Source organism: Streptomyces sp. ADI95-17 (genome assembly GCF_003846175.1).
In the GTDB taxonomy this organism is placed as follows: Bacteria; Actinomycetota; Actinomycetes; order Streptomycetales; family Streptomycetaceae; genus Streptomyces; species Streptomyces sanglieri.
Genome location: NZ_ML123044.1, coordinates 1,621,940 through 1,636,897, shown reverse-complemented (window position 1 = coordinate 1,636,897; position 14,958 = coordinate 1,621,940). Strand labels below are relative to the sequence as shown.

Here is a 14,958-nt window from a genome sequence, read left to right as displayed (position 1 = left end):
CTCCGGTCGGAGGTCACCCGACAGTCATCGGGCCGCCGGTGCGTGTTCCTCGATTCCGACGCGCGGCAGCAGCTCCTCGTAGGCCGCGCGGTCGAAATCACCGGCCGTGGGGGAGAGCACGGTCGCCGTCGACAGTGCCACCGCCCGCCGCAGCCGGTCCGGCCAGCTCAGCCCCTCGACGAGTCCGGACAGCAGCCCGGCCACCGCGGAGTCGCCCGCGCCGGTCGGATTGCCCGGGACCCTGGCGGGCGGCGCTGCCTGCCAGATCCCGTCGGGGGTGACCGCCAGCATGCCGTCCGGGCCCAGCGAGGCTATGACCCCGTGCGCGCCGCGGCGGCGGGCGTCGCGGGTGGCACGCATCGGCTCGCGGGACCCGGTGAGCTGGGCGAGCTCGTCGGCGTTCGGCTTGATCAGGTCGGGGCGGGCGGCGATGCCCCGGCGCAGCGGTTCGCCGCTGGTGTCCAGGAGCACCGGGACGCCGGCGGTGCGGGCCGACCGGACGAGTTCGGCGTAGGCGCCGACGTGGATGCCGGGCGGCAGGCTGCCGCAGAGCGCGACGGCGTCGGCCTCGGCGAGGAGCTCCTCGTACCGGTCGAGGAGGGCGGCCCATTCGTCGGCGGTGACGAGCGGGCCGGGTTCGTTGAGCTGGGTGGTGTCGCCGGTGGCCCGGTCCACGACGGCGATGGTGCGGCGGGTGTTCCCGGCGACGGTGACGAGGGCGTCGGTGACCGGCGCGGGGGCCGTTGCCGCGGGGGCCGTCGGCGCGGGGGCGGTCCCGGGCTCGGGTGCGTGCGGAGCGTCCGGGCTGCCGGTGCCCGGGTCGGTGGGCTCCTGCGGTGACAGGTCTGCCAGCAGTTCGCGGAGCACCGCCCCGGTGGCGCCCCCGGCGAATCCGGTGACCACGGTCCGGTGGCCGAGAGCGGAGAGCACCCGGGCCACGTTCAGTCCCTTGCCGCCGGGTCGCTCGGACATCTCGCTGACGCGGTGGCTGGCGTGCGGGACGAGTTCCGGGACGCCGTACGTCAGGTCGAGTGCCGTATTCAGTGTCACCGTGAGGATCACCGCGGCCGCTCCCTCGATCCCTGCTCCGAAGCGCGAGACCTTGGGGGGAATGCGCTTTCTCCAGCTGTTTTCCAGGCGATCATGCCAAAGAGGTGGCGGTCGGCCCAGAGCCGTGGACCAACCGCCGTCTCTTCGTTACGTATTCGACTCACCGTCAATAATGGGACGGATCAGCCGATTTGCGGCTCCTCGATCCATTCGCCCTTGCGCATGACGCCCTTGAGCCCGAAGTCCGCGTCCAGGACCACCAGGTCGGCGTCCTTGCCCGGTTCCAGCGAGCCGACCCGGTCGTACACGCCGAGCAGTCGTGCCGGGTTGGCGGAGATGGACTGCACGACGTCGCCGACCGGGATCCGGTCGACGGTCACGGCCCGGTGGAACGCGGTGTCCAGGGTGAGCGTGGAGCCCGCGATCGAGTTGCCCTCGACCAGCCGCGCGACGCCGTCCTTGACCTCGACCGCGAGCGGGCCGAGCTGGTAGAGCCCGTCGCCGAAACCGGCCGCGTCCATGGCGTCGGTGATCAGCGCGACGCGGTGGGCGCCCGCGTGGTGGTAGGCCAGTTGCAGGGCCGCGGGGTGCAGATGGGTGCCGTCGTTGATCAGCTCGACGGTGATCCGCTCGTCCTCCAGCAGCGCCGCGATCGGGCCGGGCTCGCGGTGGGCGAGCGGCGGCATCGCGTTGAAGAGGTGAGTGGCGACGGTGGCGCCGGCGTCGATCGCCTCGACGGTCTGCTCGTACGTGGCGTCGGTGTGGCCGATCGCGGCGATGATGCCGTGCTCGGCGAGCAGCCGCACCGAGTCGATGCCGCCCGGCAGTTCGGTGGCGAGCGTGAACATCTTCGCCGTGCCGCGCGCCGCGTCCATCAGCTTGCGGACCTCGGCCGGGTCGGGGTCGCGCAGCAGTTCCTCGCTGTGCGCGCCCTTGCGGCACGGCGAGATGAACGGCCCCTCGAAGTGGATGCCGGCCAGGTCGCCCTGTTCCACCAGCTCGGACAGGACGCCGGCCCGGTGGGCCAGGAAGTCCATCTCGCCGGTGACCGTGGAGGCGACCAGGGTGGTGGTGCCGTGTTCGCGGTGGGTCCGGATGCCGGTGAGGACCTCGTCCACGGTGCCGGAGGTGAAGGAGGCGCCGCCACCGCCGTGGTTGTGCATGTCGACGAAGCCGGGGACCACCCAGTGGCCGCTCAGGTCGACGGTCGGTGCGCCCTCCGCCGCGGCACCGGCGATCCGGGTGCCCTCGACGATCACCCGGCCGTTCTCGACCGTCCCGGTGGGAAGCACCACCCGGGCACCTGCGAGAACTGTGCTGTCTGCGCGTCCGGCCATCAGGCGGATACCTCCGTGGAGAGAAGATCCCAGGCGAGCAGCCCTGCGCCCAGGCATCCGGCGGTGTCCCCGAGGGCCGCCGGGACGATGTGGGGCAGCTTCTGGAACGTGACCCGTTCCTCGACGGCCGCACGGAGTGGTGTGAACAAGGTTTCCCCGGCCTCGGCGAGACCGCCACCGATGATGATCGTGCGCGGGTCGAGCAGCGTCAGCGCGGTGACCAGCCCGGCGGCGAGCGCGTCGACCGCGTTCTGCCAGACCGCGACGGCAGCCGGGTCGCCGGACTCGACGGCCTTCGCACAGTCCGCGGCGTCCGCCTCGGGGTCGCCGGAGGCGGCGGCCCAGGCGCGGCTGACGGCGGACGCGGACGCCAGGGTCTCCAGACAGCCGCGCTGGCCACAGCTGCAGTCCGGCCCGTCCGGCCGGACCACGATGTGCCCGATCTCGCCCGCGTATCCGTGCGCGCCCGCCTCGATCGTGCCCGCGATGCCGATGGCCCCGGCGATGCCGGTGCCCAGCGGTACGAAGACGAAGCGGTCGGCGTCCTTGCCCGCGCCGATCCGGCCCTCGGCGAGCCCGCCGGTGCGTACGTCGTGGCCGAGTGCGACGGGAACACCGCCGAGCCGCTCGCCGAGCAGTTGCCGCATGGGCACGTCGCGCCAGCCCAGGTTCGAGGCGTAGACCGCGATCCCGTTCTCGGCGTCGACGATGCCGGGCACGGCGACGCCGGCCGCGACCGCGCTCTCGCCGAGGTGCTCCTCGCCGTACGCCCGCAGATCGGCGGCGAAGTCGAGGATCGACTCCACGACGGCTTCGGCGCCGCGCTCTCTGCCGGTGGCCCGCCGCGCCTCGTACAGCAGGGTGCCGTCGGCCCCGACCAGTGCGGCCTTCATTCCGGTGCCGCCCACATCGAGGGCGATGACGTGTTTCACGGGAAACAGTTTCGCCCGCGGAACCAAAAAGGTCTAGTCCACTATCCCGGTTTGTTGCGGATCCATACAAAATAGCGGCCACGATTTCGCGGCCCGGGGTCCGGCCCGGTCCGGAAGGACTTCAGGAGGAAAGGATCACCGGGAAAGGCTCCACGCGACATGCCGGACGGCTCCTTGCGGCGTGGGGCGTAACGGTGCGGGCGGTACGGCACAGCGGTGGGGCGGGGTCCGGATCCCGGAGGATCCCGCGCCGGAGCCTACTCAGCGGTAGGCGTGCGGCGGGGCCCTGCTCTCAGGCCCGGCACGACCGGGTACGGGCCCGGTTACGTTGCGAAAGCGATACCCGTTCTGGTGTAGACCATCGGCAATGGGCTGGGGGACGATCGCACCTCGTCCGCAGGGCCCCACGACGGCGTGGCGGGTACGGGCGACTCGATGGATGAGGACGGACTGGGCTGTGCGATTGCGCCACCGGGTACTGATCGCGGCAGTGACCGCACTGGGCATGACAGCGACGTTGTCGGCTTGCGGCAACACCGGCAGCGGCTCGGGGGACATCACCCTCAAGCTCGTCGCGGCCGACTACGGCAACGGCCCGGCCAACAGCTCCGAGAAGTACTGGGACCGGCTGGTCAAGGGCTTCGAGGCGTCCCACCCCGGCATCGACGTCGACGTCAGCATCTACTCGTGGAAGGACATCGACCGCGAGGTCGCCGCGATGGTGAAGAAGGGGCAGGCCCCCGACATCGCCCAGATCGACGCGTACGCCGACTACGCCAAGGCCGGCAAGCTCTACCGGGCCGACGAGATGCTCTCCATCCGCACCCAGGCCAACTTCCTGCCGTCCCTCGCCGAGGCGGGCAGTCTGGACCGCACCCAGTACGGACTGCCGTTCGTCGCCAGCACCCGGCTGCTCTTCTACAACAAGAAGCTCTTCGCGCAGGCGGGCCTGGACGCCCCGAAGACCTGGGACGACATACGCGACGACGCGGCGCTGCTCAAGCAGCGCGGGGTGAACTGCCCGTTCGCGCTGCCGCTCGGCCCGGAGGAGTCGCAGGCCGAGGCCACGATGTGGATGCTCAGCGGGGGCGGCGGCCTGATCGACGACAGCGGCTCGTACGAGATCGACTCGGCCGAGAACGTCCGGACCTTCGACTGGCTGAAGACGAACCTGGTCGACAAGGGCCTCGTCGGCCCCGTCGCCCCCGGCAGGCTCGACCGGCAGAAGGCGTTCGACGCGTTCACCGACGGCGAGGTCGGCATGCTGAACGGCCATCCCACGCTGATGCAGGAGGCCGAGCGCAAGGGCGTCTCCGTCGGCATGGTGCCGCTGCCCGGCACCGACGGCCCGAGCGAGGGCTCGCTGGGCGTGGCCGACTGGATCATGGGCTTCAAGCAGAACGGCCACCGGGTGCCGCTGGGCAAGTTCTTCGACTATCTGTTCACCGACAAGAACGTCATCGACTTCGCCGACGAGTACGACCTGCTCCCGGTCACCGACAGCGCCTCCGCGGCCATGGAGTCCGACGCCAGGTTCAAGCCGCTGTGGAAGTTCCTGGCCGCGCTGCCGAACTCGCAGATCTACCCGTACGGCAAGACGTCCTGGGCCCGGTCCAGCGAGTCGTTCAAGAAGAACATCGGCAAGGCGGTCGAGCCGAACGGCAGCCCCGAGAACGTGCTGGGGAAGATCGCGCGCGACTCGGCGGCGGCGGAGCACACGGAGTAGCGGGCGGCGGCCTCCCGGGCCGGCCCCTCAGGGCGGTCGGCCCCTCAGGGCGGTCAGCCCCTCAGGGCGGTCGGCCCTCCGAGCCGTCGGCCTTCCGTGCGGGCGATATGTTGGCTGATATGACCGCCCCCACGCCTGGCCCCGACGACACGGACGGCCTCTCCGACCGTGACCGTGCCGTGCTCGCCGTCGAACGGCAGTCGTGGTCCGGCCCCGGTGCGAAGGAGCGGGCGATCCGCGAACAGCTCGGCATCTCGCCCACCCGCTACTACCAGCTCCTCAACGCCCTGCTCGACGACCGCCGCGCACTGGCGGCGGACCCGGTGACAGTGAACCGCCTGCGCCGGGTGCGGGACGCGCGGCGCGAACGGCGCTAGCCGAACCGAGCCCCTCGGCTCGGCGAGGCCCTTCCGGCAGTGCGGAATCAAGCCCCTCCGGCGATCGAGGGGCGGGGGTCCGGGGGCAGCGCCCCGAAAATGCCCGCACCGCCCCAACTCCCCGCCCCGGCTATAGGCTCCCCTCATGGGCAGCAACCCGGAAGCACCCGCACCCGAACCCGCACCCACACACGCATCCGCGTCGGCACCCGCACCCGCGCCGAGCGAAACCCCGTCCGAGCTCCCGACCCCCACCACCGCGCCCGGCCGCGAGGCCCTCGCCGCGATCCTCGCGCGCCCCGACCGCGCCGTGATCGCGCTCGATTTCGACGGCACCCTCGCCGACATCGTCCCGGACCCGGAACAGGCCCGCGCCCACCCCGGCGCCGTCGAGGCCCTCGTCGCGCTCGCCCCGAAAGTGGCCTCCATCGCCGTGATCACCGGCCGCCCGGCCGGCGTCGCGGTCCGGCACGGCGGCTTCGCCGGAGTCGCGGGCCTCGACCACCTCGTCGTCCTCGGCCACTACGGCGCCGAGCGCTGGGACGCGGTGTCCGGCACCGTCCACGCCCCCGCCCCGCACCCCGGCATCGCCTCGGTCCGCGCCGAACTCCCCGGCGTGCTCGACCGGTCCGGCTCCTGGCACGGCACCTGGGTCGAGGAGAAGGGCCGGGCGATCGCCGTCCACACCCGCCGGGCCGCCGACCCGCAGGCCGCGTTCGAGGCGCTGGGCGGCCCGCTCGGCGAGCTCGCCGCCCGGCACGGACTGATCGTCGAACCGGGCCGGCTGGTCCTGGAACTGCGCCCGCCCGGCATGGACAAGGGCGTGGCGCTCGCCCAGTACGTACGGGAGACGGACGCCGAGTCCGTGCTGTACGCGGGCGACGACCTCGGCGACCTCGCCGCCTACGCCGCGGTGGAGAAGCTCCGCACCGACGGCGCCGACGGCATCCCCGGCCTGCTGGTGTGCAGCGGCAGCGCGGAGGTGCCCGAACTGGCCGAGCGGGCCGATCTGCTGCTGGCCGGACCGGGCGACGTCGTCGCCTTCCTGGCGGCGCTGGCCCGGCAGATCTGACGCCCGGGCCCCGACTCAGTCCCGCCGCAGCGCGTCCAGCTGGTCCAGGAACCACTGCTGCGGCGGCAGCGCGACCGCCGCCGCGGCCAGGCGTTCCGTGCGCGCCGCCCGTTCGTCGTCCGCCATCGTCAGCGCCTCGTGCAGCGCCGCCGCCGTCGCGGAGACGTCGTACGGATTGACCACCACCGCGTCGCTGCCCAGCTCCTCGTAGGCCCCCGCCTCCCGCGACAGCACCAGCGCGCAGCCGTGGTCGGAGACGACCGGGATCTCCTTGGCGACCAGGTTCATGCCGTCGCGGATCGGGTTGACGAGCGCCACGTCGGCCAGCCGGTACGCGGCGAGCGAGCGGGCGAAGTCGTCCTTGACGTGCAGCACCACCGGCGTCCAGCCGGGCATGCCGTACTCGGCGTTGATCTCGTCGGCGACCCGCCGCACCTCGGCCGTGTAGTCGCGGTACACCGCCAGGTCCTGCCGGGAGGGGTAGGCGAAGGCGACATGGACGACCCGCTCGCGCCACTCGGGCCGTTCGTCCAGGAGCGCGCGGTACGCGAGCAGGCCGCGCACGATGTTCTTGGACAGTTCCGTTCGGTCCACCCGTACGATCGTCCTCCGGCCGGGGCCGGTCTGCTCGCGCAGCGCCGCCATCCGCTCGTCCACATCCGCCTCGTGGGCACGGCGGCGCAGGAAGTCCGCGTCCGCGCCGAGCCCGTGCACCCCGATCCTGGTCCGCCCGGTGCCGCCCAGGATCTGGGTGCAGCAGCCGATGAACGCGTCCGCCCAGCGCCGGGTCAGGAACGCCGCCCGGTCCGCGCCCAGGATGCCGTGCAGCAACTGCTCGGCGATGTCGTCGGGGAGCAGCCGGAAGTAGTCGACGGGCGCCCACGGGGTGTGCGAGAAGTGGCCGATCCGCAGATCGGGGCGCAGCTCGCGGAGCATGCCCGGCACCAGCGCCAGGTGGTAGTCCTGCACCAGCACCGCCGCACCCTGCCCCGCCTCCTCGGCGAGCGCCTCGGCGAAGGCCCGGTTGTAGGTCTCGAACGACGCCCACTGCCGCCGGAACTCCGCGTCGAAGACCGGCTCCAGCGGCGTCTGGTACAGCATGTGGTGGACGAACCAGAGCACCGAGTTGGCGATGCCGTTGTACGCGTCGGCGTGCACCTCGGCGTCGATGTCGAGCATCCGTACGCCCTGCTCGGCGACCCCGCGCCGGACCGCCTCCCGGTCCCCGGCACCGAGCGCGGCACACACCCACAGCTTGTCGTCGACGGCGCTCAGCCCGGAGACGAGACCGCCGCCGCCGCGTCTCGCGTCGAGCGATCCGTCCTCTCCCAGGGTGTACGAGACCGGGCCGCGGTTGGACGCGACGAGGACCTGGGCATCGGACCGGACGCCGGACCGGGCAGCGGGCTGGGCATCGTGCTCGGAGACCATGTTGCGGAATCTAGCCAGATCACGAACCGCCCAAACGTGCGAAGTCAGGCCACGTCAGGCCGCGCGGCGCGAAACGTACTCCTGGATCTCGCACATCGGCGGCCGCTCCTCGGTGTCCACGGCATGGGTGCGCGGTACGAAGCCGTTCTCGCCGCGCTCGAACTGGGTGAGGACCGGGCGGATCAGGTGGCCGCGGGAGAGCCGCAGCTGGGCGGTGCGGTAGATCGCCGCCGCCATCCGGCCGAGCGCCTGCCCGTCCTGGTGCCGGTGCTTGCGCACCCCCACGTCGACCTGGGCCAGCGCGTCCAGCCCCACCGTGTGCAGCGCGTCGACCAGCAGGCCCAGCTCCACGCCGTAGCCGACAGGGAAGGGCAGCCGTTCGAGCAGCGAGCGGCGCACGGCGTACTCGCCGCCCAGCGGCTGTACGAAACCGGCCAGCTGCGGCCAGTGCAGATTGAGCAGCGGACGGGCCACCAGCTCGGTCACCCGGCCGCCCTGGCCCGTCGTGTCCCCGAACGGGCGGTCGTACATCGCCTTCACGAACTGCACGTCCGGTTCGGTCAGCAGCGGGCCGACGATGCCGGAGACGAAGTCCGCCGAGAAGTCCTTCAGATCGGCGTCGATGAAGCAGACGATGTCGCCCCCGGTCACCAGGAGCGAACGCCACAGCACCTCGCCCTTGCCGGGTACGGCCGGGATCCGAGGGAGTATCGCGTCGCGGTGCACCACCCGGGCGCCGGCCTCCCGGGCCACCTCGGCGGTGGCGTCGGTGGAACCGGAGTCGATCACCACGAGCTCGTCGACCAGCCGGACCTTCTCCATCAGCTCGCGCCGGATCGTCGCGACGATCTCGCCGACCGTCGCCTCCTCGTTCAGCGCCGGCAGTACGACACTGACGCTCCCGCGGCCCGCCTCCGCGGCCCTGGCGGCCAGCAGGCGCTCCATCGGACGGTCGGCGGCCGACCAGGAACGCCTGGCCAGCCAGCATTCGACCTCTTCCAGCACGGTCGATACTCCCTGTATGTGATCCATCTCGCGGTTCGGACGACTATCTCAACAGTCCGGTGCTTCGGTTACAGTCTTGAACAACGCGGACGACCATCGCATGCCGGGGTCCGTCCGCCGATAAATGCCCGGATCGAAGATCCGGTGCCACAGCGCTCATCCAGAGGGACTGAGGGAACGGCCCGTTGAAGTCCCGGCAACCCCCCCACCGACCGTGAGGTCCGGTGAGGAAGGTGCCAATTCCGTCTCGTGGCGAAACGCGCCGCGAGGAAGATGAGGAGAAAGGGCCTCGCCACCATGGCTGCGCAGACCGTTGCAGTAAGCACCGATTCTTCCGTCGACGCCGAAGCCGTCAACGTTGAAGCCGTCGACCTCGGCCCCGCTTCGGGCCTTTCCTGCCGCGAGTGCGGCGAGCGGTTCGAACTCGGCCCCATTTTCGCCTGCGCGTCCTGTTTCGGGCCGCTCGAAGTCGCGTACGACCTGCCGAGCGGCTCCCCCGAAGAGCTGAAGAAGCGCATCGAGGCGGGCCCCGCCAACATCTGGCGCTACGCGCCGCTGCTGCCGGTCCCCGCCGACGTCGCCGAGAAGCCGAACCTGAACCCCGGCTGGACCAAGCTCGTCCAGGCCGACAACCTCGCCCGCGAGCTCGGCGTCGAGCAGGGCAAGCTGTTCGTCAAGGACGACTCCGGCAACCCCACGCACTCCTTCAAGGACCGCGTCGTAGCCCAGGCCATCGAGGCCGCCCGCGCCTTCGGCTTCACCACCCTCTCCTGCTCCTCCACCGGCAACCTCGCCGGTGCCGTCGGCGCCGCCGCCGCCCGCGCCGGCTTCCGCTCCTGCGTGTTCATCCCGCACGACCTGGAGCAGGGCAAGGTCGTCATGGCCGCGGTGTACGGCGGCGAACTGGTCGGCATCGAGGGCAACTACGACGACGTCAACCGCTTCTGCTCCGAGCTCATCGGCGACCCGCTCGGCGAGGGCTGGGGCTTCGTCAACGTCAACCTGCGTCCGTACTACGGCGAGGGCTCCAAGACCCTGGCGTACGAGATCTGCGAGCAGCTCGGCTGGCGGCTCCCGGACCAGCTGGTCATCCCGATCGCGTCCGGCTCGCAGTTCACCAAGATCGACAAGGGTCTCCAGGAGCTGATCAAGCTCGGCCTGGTCGAGGACAAGCCGTACAAGCTCTTCGGCGCCCAGGCCGAGGGCTGCTCCCCGGTCTCGGTCGCGTACAAGGGCGGCCACGACGTGGTCCGGCCGCAGAAGCCGAACACCATCGCCAAGTCCCTGGCGATCGGCAACCCGGCCGACGGCCCGTACGTCCTGGACATCGCCCGCCGCACCGGCGGCGCGGTGGAGGACGTGAACGACGAGCAGGTCGTCGACGCGATCAAGCTGCTGGCGCGCACCGAGGGCATCTTCGCGGAGACGGCGGGCGGTGTGACGGTCGGCGTGACGAAGAAGCTCATCGAGGCCGGTCTGATCGACCCGTCGCTGACCACCGTCGTACTCAACACGGGTGACGGCCTCAAGACCCTCGACGCGGTGGCCGAAACCTCTCAGGCGACCGCGACGATCCGCCCCAGCCTGGAGGCGTTCCGCGCCGCCGGCCTCGCCACCAGCTGACCACCGAGACTTCAGGAAGGGCACCCACCATGAGCGTCAAGGTCCGCATCCCCACCATCCTCCGCACCTACACGGGCGGCCAGGCCGAGGTCCCGGCCGAGGGCTCGACCCTCTCCCAGGTCATCGAGTCCCTGGAGCAGAACCACCCGGGCATCGCCGCCCGCGTCCTGGACGACCAGGGCAAGCTGCGCCGCTTCGTGAACGTGTACGTCAACGACGACGACGTGCGCTTCGAGGGCGGCCTGGAGACCGCGACGCCCGACGGCGCCGGCATCTCGATCATCCCGGCGGTGGCGGGCGGCTGCTGACGCCCCGTCCGGCCGTATCGCGTTATCGAATTGCCCCCTCCGCGTTTGAAGCGGAGGGGGCAATTCTGCATGGTTGAGCGGGGTACAGTGTGGGAAGTCCCCCCAGCTGCCCGCGCCGCCCGCATATGAGAATGCGCCCGGCCGCGACAAGATGCAGCCAAAGTGTGTGTTGTCCTTGCGGCATAAGTCGCCTTTGCCTGGCCCGACTTGCCCAGGAATCTCATGAATCCCGCATATTCGGGCGTTCGGCGCGGCCGAGAATTCTCGTCCGATTGACCTGTTGCAGAGGGCAGTTGGGCAGATACATTCAGCCGCGGTCGACGCGTTCCGGCGCACCCACCCTCTCCTGTCGGAGGGTGAGTTCTGACCCGGGTCCGCGAAGTGCGGTCCTGCGCAAGGGCCAGTAATAGGGGAGTTAGGCATGGCTCAGGGCACCGTCAAGTGGTTCAACGCGGAGAAGGGGTACGGCTTCATCGCGGTCGACGGTGGTGCGGATGTTTTCGTCCACTACAGCGCGATCCAGATGGACGGGTACCGCACCCTCGAAGAGGGTCAGCGAGTTGAATTCGAGATCTCGCAGGGCCAGAAGGGGCCGCAGGCAGACATGGTCAAGCTCGCCGTCGGCTGAGTTCGGCGCGGTCGGCCAACGACACCACTCACGCGCTGAGGGCCCGTACCCCGGGGGTACGGGCCCTCGGTGCGTCCTGACGCGCCGCCGGGCGTCGGCCGGCGTCGTCCACAGCCGGCCGGCGTCGTCCACAGCTGTCCGCGGCCCCGTCCACAGGCGTCCACCGTTGTCCACATCCGGAGGGGGACGCTTGCACTCTCGGGGGTCGAGTGCTAATCATTGCGTTAGCACTCTCCAGGTGAGAGTGACAGAACTTGGACCGGGCCGGTGAGGCCCGCAGGTCGGTGGGGCAAGGAACCACCGGTCACGCAGGCCGTCCGTCGCGGGCGCCACTCGGTCCGGAGAAATCCACCCCTGTCCGGGAGGACCACTTCACATGGCCAAGATCATCGCGTTCGACGAGGAGGCCCGGCGCGGTCTCGAGCGCGGCATGAACCAGCTCGCCGACGCCGTCAAGGTCACCCTTGGCCCCAAGGGTCGCAACGTCGTCCTTGAGAAGAAGTGGGGCGCCCCCACGATCACCAACGATGGTGTTTCCATCGCCAAGGAGATCGAGCTGGAGGACCCGTACGAGAAGATCGGTGCGGAGCTGGTCAAGGAGGTCGCCAAGAAGACGGACGACGTCGCCGGCGACGGTACGACCACCGCCACCGTTCTCGCCCAGGCTCTCGTCCGCGAGGGTCTGCGCAACGTCGCCGCGGGTGCCAACCCGATGGCCCTCAAGCGGGGTATCGAGAAGGCCGTCGAGGCCGTCTCCGCCGCCCTCCTGGAGCAGGCCAAGGACGTGGAGACCAAGGAGCAGATCGCTTCGACGGCCTCCATCTCCGCCGCCGACACCCAGATCGGCGAGCTCATCGCCGAGGCCATGGACAAGGTCGGCAAGGAAGGCGTCATCACCGTCGAGGAGTCCCAGACCTTCGGTCTGGAGCTGGAGCTCACCGAGGGTATGCGCTTCGACAAGGGCTACATCTCGGCGTACTTCGCCACCGACATGGAGCGCATGGAGTCGTCCCTGGACGACCCGTACATCCTGATCGTCAACTCGAAGATCAGCAACGTGAAGGACCTCCTTCCGCTGCTGGAGAAGGTCATGCAGTCCGGTAAGCCGCTGCTGATCATCGCCGAGGACGTCGAGGGCGAGGCCCTGTCGACCCTGGTCGTCAACAAGATCCGTGGCACCTTCAAGTCCGTCGCCGTCAAGGCCCCGGGCTTCGGTGACCGTCGCAAGGCCATGCTCGGCGACATCGCCATCCTCACCGGTGGCACCGTCATCTCCGAGGAGGTCGGCCTCAAGCTGGAGAACGCCGGTCTCGACCTGCTCGGCCGCGCCCGCAAGGTCGTCATCACCAAGGACGAGACGACCATCGTCGACGGCGCCGGTGACAGCGACCAGGTCCAGGGCCGGGTCAACCAGATCCGCGCCGAGATCGAGAACTCCGACTCGGACTACGACCGCGAGAAGCTCCAGGAGCGCCTCGCGAAGCTGGCCGGCGGCGTGGCCGTCATCAAGGCCGGTGCCGCGACCGAGGTCGAGCTCAAGGAGCGCAAGCACCGCATTGAGGACGCGGTGCGCAACGCCAAGGCCGCCGTCGAGGAGGGCATCGTCGCCGGTGGTGGCGTGGCTCTGCTCCAGGCCTCGGCCGTCTTCGAGAAGCTGGAGCTCTCGGGTGACGAGGCGACCGGCGCCAACGCCGTCAAGCTGGCGCTGGAGGCCCCGCTCAAGCAGATCGCCGTCAACGGTGGTCTTGAGGGCGGCGTCGTCGTCGAGAAGGTGCGCAACCTGGCCGTCGGCCACGGTCTGAACGCCGCGACCGGCGAGTACGTCGACATGATCGCCGAGGGCATCCTCGACCCGGCGAAGGTCACGCGTTCCGCTCTGCAGAACGCCGCGTCCATCGCCGCGCTGTTCCTCACCACCGAGGCCGTCATCGCCGACAAGCCGGAGAAGGCCGCCGCGGCCGCTCCGGGCGGCATGCCGGGCGGTGACATGGACTTCTGATCCTGACGGATCGGCAGTCCGGCACAGCTTCCCAGCTCTGCCGCGTGGGCCCCGGGACCATTTCGGTCCCGGGGCCCACGTGCGTCTCCCGCCCGTGGTGCTACCGGGTGAACACCATCTCCGGGAAGCGTTCGGAGGGCCCGTCGAGCAGCTGGTCGTCGCGCCCGCGCAGCCACCGGTCGAAGAACGACGCCACGTACGCCCGGTTCGCGGCCAGGGCGCGGCCCGGCGGCACCGTCCCGACCGCCGCGGCGAGCCCGCCGTCCGGCACCGCGCCCTGCCGGGCCAGCCGAGGCAGCAGCGCCTCGGCGTCCGTGTACGAGGCGTGCCGTGACCCGGTCAGCGTCACATCGGCCTTCCAGCCGCGGGTGTTCGCCCAGAACGCCGCCCAGGACGGCTGCTGCCGGTAGTCGCCCGAGCCCTCACTGCCGGTCCCCATCAGCAGCAACGGCCGGTCGAGCCCGTCCAGGGCCACGCTGCTCAGGTGGGTGCCGTCCGGTTCCCGGCCGCCGACGTAGTCCATCTCGCCGTCCATGTTGATGCCCGCCAGGAAGCGCCGGTCGTCGTGCATCGTCTGCGCGGCGGTGAACCCGCCCGCGGACTGGCCGAAGACGCCGACCCGGCGCAGATCGAGCTCGCCGCCGAACCGGGTCCGGTTCAGCCGGGCCAGCTCGTCCAGCACGAACCGGGTGTCGGCGACCCGGACCGCCACGACCTTCTCCAGCAGGGCGCTGATCGCCGCCGGGTCGGTGGGCGGCGCCCCGTCGAAGATCCGCATGGTGGCCAGCCGGCCGTCCGGGAACTCGACCTCGGTCGCCTCGTGGGTGTGGTCGACCGTGACGACGGCGTACCCCCGGCTCGCCAGGTCCTCCACCAGCGCGGTGTTCCAGGTGCGGGGGTCGCCGAGCCCGGGGGAGTACAACACCACGGGCAGCCTCCCGGCCCGGCGGTCGACGGGGGCGTCCCGGTACGCGTGGGTGAGCGTCGCACCCCAGTCGACGCTTCCGGGCGCCATCCTCAGGTTCATGGCGGCGGCCCCCTCCGCGCTGCCGAAGTGGGCCGCGGCCGCCGCCGTCATCTGCGGCACGGCACGCGCCGCCCCGCCCGGCCGGGCCGGATACCAGAGGCTGACCATCAGCTCCCGATGGGCGGAGGTGCCCGGCACCCAGGGCTCGGTCCGCGAACGGTCGACGAGGTGGAGCGCGACGGTGCCGACGGCGAACGGGCCGGTGGGGCGCGGCAGTACGGCTTTCGGCAGCACGGCCTTCGGGAGTGAGGTGCGGCGGGCCGGGCCGGCCGCCGCTGTGGCGGGTGACGGCAGGGCGTTCGTGGCCAGCAACGCCGAAGCCGCCAGCCCGGTGACGAGCACCTGACGACGGCTGTGGCCACGGCTGCGGTCACGACCGGGATTGTGCGGAACGGCTGTCACGTGGGGCTCCCCGTAGGTCTGCGGTGGACGCACCCACGATG

General features: G+C 71.0%; 13 protein-coding genes and 1 riboswitch. Of the genes, 7 read left to right on the top strand and 6 right to left on the bottom strand.

Features of this window, described 5'->3' with window-relative positions:
* Positions 1 to 24 precede the first annotated feature (24 nt).
* From EES42_RS07410 to EES42_RS07400, 3 genes are all read right to left on the bottom strand, one after another.
* Entirely contained in the window at positions 25 to 1,062 is a 1,038-nt protein-coding gene (locus tag EES42_RS07410; RefSeq protein ID WP_124717214.1) for a 1-phosphofructokinase family hexose kinase, read from the bottom strand.
* A 170-nt stretch (positions 1,063 to 1,232) separates the two neighbouring features.
* Positions 1,233 to 2,387 (bottom strand): N-acetylglucosamine-6-phosphate deacetylase, encoded by a 1,155-nt coding sequence (gene nagA, locus EES42_RS07405; protein WP_124717213.1) that lies wholly within the window; start codon positions 2,385 to 2,387, stop codon positions 1,233 to 1,235.
* Positions 2,387 to 3,319 (bottom strand): ROK family protein, encoded by a 933-nt coding sequence (locus tag EES42_RS07400; protein ID WP_124717212.1) that lies wholly within the window; start codon positions 3,317 to 3,319, stop codon positions 2,387 to 2,389. The genes nagA and EES42_RS07400 overlap by 1 nt, the downstream gene beginning before the upstream one ends.
* A gap of 505 nt (positions 3,320 to 3,824) precedes the next feature.
* Between EES42_RS07400 and EES42_RS07395 the strand changes: the two genes are divergently transcribed.
* From EES42_RS07395 to otsB, 3 genes are all read left to right on the top strand, one after another.
* On the top strand, positions 3,825 to 5,045 hold the full coding sequence (locus tag EES42_RS07395; RefSeq protein WP_241196265.1) for an ABC transporter substrate-binding protein: 1,221 nt from the start codon (positions 3,825 to 3,827) through the stop codon (positions 5,043 to 5,045).
* A 119-nt stretch (positions 5,046 to 5,164) separates the two neighbouring features.
* Positions 5,165 to 5,422, top strand: coding sequence for a DUF3263 domain-containing protein (locus EES42_RS07390; protein ID WP_124717210.1), 258 nt, complete (start codon positions 5,165 to 5,167; stop codon positions 5,420 to 5,422).
* Between the two features lie 145 nt (positions 5,423 to 5,567).
* Positions 5,568 to 6,494, top strand: a complete 927-nt coding sequence (gene otsB, locus EES42_RS07385; RefSeq protein WP_124717209.1) for a trehalose-phosphatase — start codon at positions 5,568 to 5,570, stop codon at positions 6,492 to 6,494.
* Between the two features lie 15 nt (positions 6,495 to 6,509).
* Here otsB and EES42_RS07380 read toward each other — a convergent pair whose 3' ends face one another.
* Together EES42_RS07380 and EES42_RS07375 are read right to left on the bottom strand one after the other, a co-directional pair.
* The gene (locus tag EES42_RS07380; protein WP_124717208.1) at positions 6,510 to 7,925 is read right to left on the bottom strand and encodes an alpha,alpha-trehalose-phosphate synthase (UDP-forming); all 1,416 of its coding nucleotides are present in this window, start codon (positions 7,923 to 7,925) and stop codon (positions 6,510 to 6,512) included.
* A gap of 54 nt (positions 7,926 to 7,979) precedes the next feature.
* The gene (locus tag EES42_RS07375; RefSeq protein ID WP_124717463.1) at positions 7,980 to 8,930 is read right to left on the bottom strand and encodes a glucosyl-3-phosphoglycerate synthase; all 951 of its coding nucleotides are present in this window, start codon (positions 8,928 to 8,930) and stop codon (positions 7,980 to 7,982) included.
* A 153-nt stretch (positions 8,931 to 9,083) separates the two neighbouring features.
* Positions 9,084 to 9,210: riboswitch (SAM riboswitch) on the top strand.
* A gap of 17 nt (positions 9,211 to 9,227) precedes the next feature.
* Between EES42_RS07375 and thrC the strand changes: the two genes are divergently transcribed.
* The 4 genes from thrC (at position 9,228) to groL (ending at position 13,488) form a co-directional block, all read left to right on the top strand.
* Positions 9,228 to 10,553 (top strand): threonine synthase, encoded by a 1,326-nt coding sequence (thrC, locus tag EES42_RS07370; RefSeq protein ID WP_124717207.1) that lies wholly within the window; start codon positions 9,228 to 9,230, stop codon positions 10,551 to 10,553.
* Between the two features lie 29 nt (positions 10,554 to 10,582).
* Positions 10,583 to 10,861, top strand: a complete 279-nt coding sequence (locus EES42_RS07365; protein WP_072487929.1) for a MoaD/ThiS family protein — start codon at positions 10,583 to 10,585, stop codon at positions 10,859 to 10,861.
* A gap of 421 nt (positions 10,862 to 11,282) precedes the next feature.
* Complete coding sequence (locus EES42_RS07360; protein ID WP_003967346.1) at positions 11,283 to 11,489, top strand: cold-shock protein; 207 nt, start codon at positions 11,283 to 11,285, stop codon at positions 11,487 to 11,489.
* A 376-nt stretch (positions 11,490 to 11,865) separates the two neighbouring features.
* Positions 11,866 to 13,488: a chaperonin GroEL gene (groL, locus tag EES42_RS07355; RefSeq protein ID WP_124717206.1), complete on the top strand. Its 1,623-nt coding sequence runs from the start codon at positions 11,866 to 11,868 to the stop codon at positions 13,486 to 13,488.
* Positions 13,489 to 13,588: 100 nt separating this feature from the next.
* Here groL and EES42_RS07350 read toward each other — a convergent pair whose 3' ends face one another.
* Positions 13,589 to 14,917, bottom strand: coding sequence for an alpha/beta hydrolase family protein (locus tag EES42_RS07350; RefSeq protein ID WP_241196264.1), 1,329 nt, complete (start codon positions 14,915 to 14,917; stop codon positions 13,589 to 13,591).
* Between the last annotated feature and the right edge of the window lie 41 nt (positions 14,918 to 14,958).